Source organism: Kitasatospora sp. NPDC093806, assembly GCF_040683335.1.
Taxonomy (GTDB): Bacteria; Actinomycetota; Actinomycetes; order Streptomycetales; family Streptomycetaceae; genus Kitasatospora.
In genome coordinates, this window is sequence record NZ_JBFBDO010000211.1 from 1 (window position 1) to 5116 (window position 5116).

The window sequence follows — 5116 nt, forward strand, 5'->3', positions numbered from 1 at the left end:
GTCCACCTGCGGCAACAAGGGCTCTATCCGCGCCCACGCCGCGTCCGTCAACTCGCCTCGACCTGCCACAAGATCAATTATCAGACACGCCTTAGGCGGCGGTGCGGAGCGCGCTCGCCCGGCAGCGGGCCACCGGCCGGACCCGGGACGCGCAGGGACGGCGGGGCGTGGTCGATCCCTCCGTTGGCCTCGGGCTTTGTCAGGCCGGCGACGACCGCATCGAGATCCTGGAGGAGACCGGTGGCGAAGCTGCGAAGGGCCGGGGCCTGGTCCGCCCTGCGGTGCTCGGCGGTGGCGGCGAGCACCGGGACCCGGGTGCGTGGACGGCAGCGTGCTGTTCGCGGACCCGGTTGAGCTGGTGCTCCGCCAACACCCTTGCCACAAGGAACAGGGCAGCATGATCCGCCGCTACATCATCGGGCGGAACAAGCACGCCGCCGACGAGCGCCCACGCACAGTCGTCGCCAGGACAAACGTTGCCTGATGCGGCACTAGGCTGTCGCCCGCTGGACGTGGTAGTTCCAGCGGTTGAGTGACCTGACGATGGTTTCGGCACCGATGGGGTTGGCGCTGTGGACGAAGACGGCTCCGATTCGAAAGGGCTGTCCGTTGAAGGCGGCCTCTTCGAGGAGGGTCACCACCGGCATGATGGTGTCGTCGCCACCGAGATCGTGGTCGAGCCACAGCTCGTCGATGAAGCTGCCGCGGTGCGCTTCCAGAAGCTGGACGCCTTCGCGGCTGGTGCGGGCGATCCGCGTGGCCCGAGGGAGGCGGCGGAGGTCGTCTATGCCGAGGATGACGGGTATCGGCGAGGTAGGGGCTTCTGTCACGGGGTTATTGTCGCGGACAGCCGCCTGTCCGAGCGTGGCCCGGGGATGGTCTGGTGCGGGCCCGGTGTCCGGATGGCCCATCTGGAGGGGCCGATGCGTCGGCGTCGTGTCCGTGGGTGCTTCTGTATCGACCCGGTCGACGGGGCGGTTCTGTTTCGGCACGATCCGGGGCAGGGTCCGATGGTGAGGAGTTCGCGGTGATCACTCAGGGTGTGAAGATCGCGACGCGGTGTGAGGCATGTGGCGGTGTGTTGATGCGTGACACCGGCCAGTTCATCCTCGGCGGGAGGTTGTGGTGGGGAACCAAGGGGGCCTGTCAGTCCTGCGGCTCTGTCCCGTAATCGGTGGTAACGAAGCGTGACGGGCATCGTTGACAGGTTGTGGCAGATGTCAACGAGCTTGTGGGCACGGTGTTTTCCGGGTTGTCGCCGCTGGTGATCGAGGACGTGGTGGACGAGGGCGAGGTGATTCGGGTGGTGGCCCGGACCCAGGACGGTCCGGTGCCCTGCCCGGCCTGCGGGGCGCCGACGGACCGGGTGCACGGCTTCCACCACCGGACACTTGCGGACGTGCCGACGGACGGTCGGCGGGTGCTTGTGGCGGTGCGCGTCCGTCGACTGGCCTGCCCGGTACTGGGCTGTCGGTGGCAGACGTTCCGTGAGCAGGTGCCCAGTCTGCTGGAACGCTACCAGCGCCGAACGAGCCGCCTCTCGGCCCAACTCGGATTGGTGGTTAAGGAGTTAGCGGGCCGGGCCGCGTCGCGGCTGCTGATGGCGCTGGCCGCGCCGGTCTCCCGGTCCACGGCCTTGCGGATGCTGCTGCGGATATCCCTGCCCGCGCGGCGGGCGCCGCGGATCCTGGGCGTGGACGACTTCGCCCTGCGTCGCCGCTGCCGGTACGCGACCGTGCTGATCGACGCTGAGACAGGTGAGCGGATCGACGTGCTGCCCGGGCGCGGTGCCGACGCTCTGGAGACGTGGCTGCGTGAGCACCCCGGCGTCGAAATCGTGTGCCGGGACGGTTCCGGGGCCTACGGCGAGGCCGTCCGCCGCGCTCTGCCCGAAGCGGTGCAGGTCGGCGACCGGTGGCACATCTGGCGCAATCTCTGCGAGACCGTCCTGAAGGAGGTGCGGGCGCACTCCGCGTGCTGGGCCACTGTGAATCCGCCCCGTCCGGAAGGCGTGCGCGCGGCGACCACCCGGGAGCGATGGCACCAGGTCCACGACCTGCTCGGCAAGGGCGCGGGCCTGCTCGAGTGCGCCCGCCGTCTGAACCTGGCCCTGAACACCGTCAAGCGATACGCACGCACGCCCGAGCCCGAGGGCCTGCGACGGGCGCCGCAGTACCGGCCCACGCTCGTCGACCCCTACCGCGACCACCTGCACAGGCGTCGGGCCGAGGATCCGGCGGTGCCCGTCACCCACCTCCTGCGCGAGATCAAGGAGTTGGGCTACACCGGCAGTGCCAACCTGCTGGGCCGCTACATCACTCAGGGCCGGGCCGAGAGCGTCCTCCCGGTGATCAGCTCACGCCGACTCGCCCGCCTCATGCTCACCCGCCCCGACCGACTACGCGACAAGGACACCGACCTGCTCAAGATCCTCACCGCCGCCTGCCCGGAGATGACCGACCTCGCAGGGCTCGTCCGCTCGTTCGCCGAACTCCTCACCCCGACTCCCGGCAACGACGCCAAGCTCACCGAGTGGATCGCCGCCGCCCGCGCTGCCGACCAGCCCTACCTGCAGAGCTTCTGCAACGGCCTCGAACTCGACCGCGCCGCGGTCGATGCCGGCCTCACCCTGCCCCACCACAACGGCCGCACCGAAGGCGTGAACACCCACACCAAGAGGATCATGCGGCAGATGCACGGCCGGGCCGGCTTCGCCCTTCTCCGACACCGCATCCTCCTCACCTGAATCACAGACGGCTACCACCGATTACGGGACAGAGCCAGTCCTGCCATGTCGCCTGGTGCGAGGAGGACTTCGGCGAGGTGACTCCGGAGGAGATCCGCCGGGTTCTGTTGGCGGAGTACGGCCCCGCCCGGCTGTGGCTTGCGGAGCCCGGGGCGAGTGCGGTGCCCGTTCTTCGTGCTCTTCGGGAGGTATACGGGCTGCCACTGGTACAAGCGCGGGTTATGGCGGACGAGTTGAGGACGACCGGCCTCGTGGGCACGTTCGTCGAGATGGAACTCGTGGCCTCCCGGCTTCGGCACCATTGCGTCGGGGTGACGGTGGAGACCTCGTCCGGCTGACCGTTCCGGAAGGGCTCCCGGCCCTGCGCGTCGAGGACACCACCCATGTCGCCTTGTCCCTGTTCGGTTCGCCCTGATCGTGATGGCTCAAGAGAACGGCCGCACGTGCCACATCGTGGTGGATGCTGTCAGACCGCGTTTGAGATCTGCCGTGTCCCGTTGTTGAGGCGGTCGTTGAGCTCACCGTGAGCGGTGGTAGGGGTGCTCATCTGTTGGACCTGACGGATGAGCAGTGGGCGCTGGTGGAGCCGTTGCTACCGCTGGCGCGGGTGGGACCGAAGGGCGGGCGTCGGGAGAAGCATCCGCAGCGGCGGATCGTGGACGCGATCTTCTACGTGGTGCGGACCGGGTGTGCCTGGCGGCAGGTGCCGAAGGACTTCGCCCCGTGGCCGACGGTGTACTGGTACTTCACGTGGTGGCGCGACGAGGGTGCCGTTGAGCGCATCCATGACGCCCTGCGCGGCAAGGTCCGTGAAGCCGACGGCCGCGACGCGGAGCCGAGCGCGGGCCTGATCGACTCGCAGTTCGTCCGCACCGCCGATACGGCGCCCGCTGCTACCAGAGGCTTCGATGTGGTCCGCCGCCTCACCCGAGGGCGCCCGGCCACCCGACCAGGACCGCGGCGTCTGTCACTCATTGGTCCGTGACTGGGCCCGTGAGAGTCTCGATGTCCGGGCGTGAACAGGCATCACGCTTCCAGGTGAGACTCACCAGCTCGTCCGGAGGCCGCACCCCACCCGACACCGCAGACACGAACACCTTCACGTCCTGCAGTCCGAGTAGAGGTGCCTGGCGGCGGAGGTAGTGCATGGCCGCTGTCGTTCCGGAGGAGCGAAGGATCTTCTGGAGCGCGATGACCAGAGGGTCGGACGCTGTTCCCCCTCTGACCTGCCGGAGGTAGAGCAATTCCCAGTCCCCAGCCATCGCGGTGGCCGGGACATGGTGGATACTCCCGTCGTGCCGGTCCACCAGGTAAGGACCGCTGCCTACCAGGTTGTCGCGCAGATCACGGGTACGGGCGTACTCCGCTGAGTTCCAGAAGACGAGCCAGCCGATCGCATGCTCCTCCACGCGATAGACGGCCAGCTCCGGGACCGGCCCTGCCCATGTCAGCCACTCTCTGGCCAGCAGGGACTCGACAAGCCCGACGGCACATTCCTTGGAGATCACGCCCTCATCATTCACCCCAGGTCAACCGGGTTTCCGAGTTTGCCCACATCGCCAACTGAGATCTCAAACGCGGTCTCAGGCCTCCGCTGACTTCTCGGGCGGTGTCTGCGTTCTGAGGTTTTGGTGTTCAGGTGTGTTGGGTGAGCCAGGTGTTGAGGGTTGCGTAGTCGTGGGGGGTGAGTCCGTGGCGGGGGTCGACGCGGTGGAGGAGGGCTTGTCCTGGGTGGTGGTGGGCGACCCAGGCGCGGTCGGTGTCGGTGATCTCGTCGTCGGCCCAGGCGAAGGGGCGCCCTTGGGCCCATTGGATGAGGGTGCGGGTTTTCCAGTGGAGCCCGTGTCGTTCGTCCTGGTCGTCGGTGTCGGAGGGTTCGGGCCAGGTGACTACGGGGAGTTGGGGGAGGCCGAGGAGGGGGGTGATGCATTCGTCGGCGTCGGTGGTCCAGGTTGTTGCCCACACGAGCTGGCATGAGAGTGCTGCCAGTTGGCGTCCGTGGTCGGGGTTGAGCCTGCTGAGGAGTGGGTTCGTGTGGGGTCCGGTTGTGTAGGTCGGATAGTGCCCGGATGTGGCGCCGAAGGGGATGAGTGGTCCGTCGACGTCGAGGAACAGCAGTGGGAGCTGTGCGGGGTCGGTCACGGGAGCAGGGTAGTGGTGGTCTGTCTGGGTGTCAGCCTGTCGTCCCCGCTGTGTCTGTCGTCGTCTCCGCCGTCCTGGTGTCTGCCCCCTGTTCCCGTTGTCAGGCCTCTGCTTGCGTGGTTTCCGTGGTTTTGATGCCTTGGAGGATGAGGTCGAGGGTGGTGTGGAGTTGGGTGGTGAGGGGGGTGGGTGGGGTGGTGGGTGTGGTGTGGGTGGGTGGTGCGCACC

5 protein-coding genes and 1 pseudogene are annotated in these 5116 nt (G+C 67.9%); 3 read left to right on the forward strand and 3 right to left on the reverse strand.

The window, feature by feature from the left end:
• Nucleotides 1-379: 379 nt before the first annotated feature.
• Nucleotides 380-484 (forward strand): annotated as a pseudogene (locus AB0N76_RS39085) (transposase); the annotation flags it as partial.
• A 7-nt stretch (nt 485-491) separates the two neighbouring features.
• On the opposite strand, the gene AB0N76_RS39090 reads toward AB0N76_RS39085, so the two are convergent.
• Nucleotides 492-992 carry a cyclic-phosphate processing receiver domain-containing protein gene (locus AB0N76_RS39090; protein ID WP_363565617.1) on the reverse strand — a complete coding sequence of 167 codons (501 nt, stop codon included), beginning with the start codon at nt 990-992 and terminating at the stop codon, nt 492-494.
• A gap of 248 nt (nt 993-1240) precedes the next feature.
• Here AB0N76_RS39090 and AB0N76_RS39095 point away from each other — a divergent pair, with 248 nt between their 5' ends.
• A complete protein-coding gene (locus tag AB0N76_RS39095) occupies nt 1241-2746 on the forward strand; it encodes an ISL3 family transposase (protein ID WP_363565621.1) in 1506 nt (501 codons plus the stop codon).
• Nucleotides 2747-3296: 550 nt separating this feature from the next.
• Nucleotides 3297-3731, forward strand: coding sequence for a transposase (locus AB0N76_RS39100; RefSeq protein ID WP_363565618.1), 435 nt, complete (start codon nt 3297-3299; stop codon nt 3729-3731).
• On the opposite strand, the gene AB0N76_RS39105 is transcribed toward AB0N76_RS39100, so the two are convergent.
• Both AB0N76_RS39105 and AB0N76_RS39110 read right to left on the reverse strand, forming a co-directional pair.
• Nucleotides 3718-4254 (reverse strand): YrhB domain-containing protein, encoded by a 537-nt coding sequence (locus AB0N76_RS39105; RefSeq protein ID WP_363565619.1) that lies wholly within the window; start codon nt 4252-4254, stop codon nt 3718-3720. The two genes, AB0N76_RS39100 and AB0N76_RS39105, sit on opposite strands and share 14 nt — an antisense overlap.
• 127 nt (nt 4255-4381) lie before the next feature.
• On the reverse strand, nt 4382-4888 hold the full coding sequence (locus AB0N76_RS39110; protein WP_363565620.1) for an HAD domain-containing protein: 507 nt from the start codon (nt 4886-4888) through the stop codon (nt 4382-4384).
• Nucleotides 4889-5116: the final 228 nt, after the last annotated feature.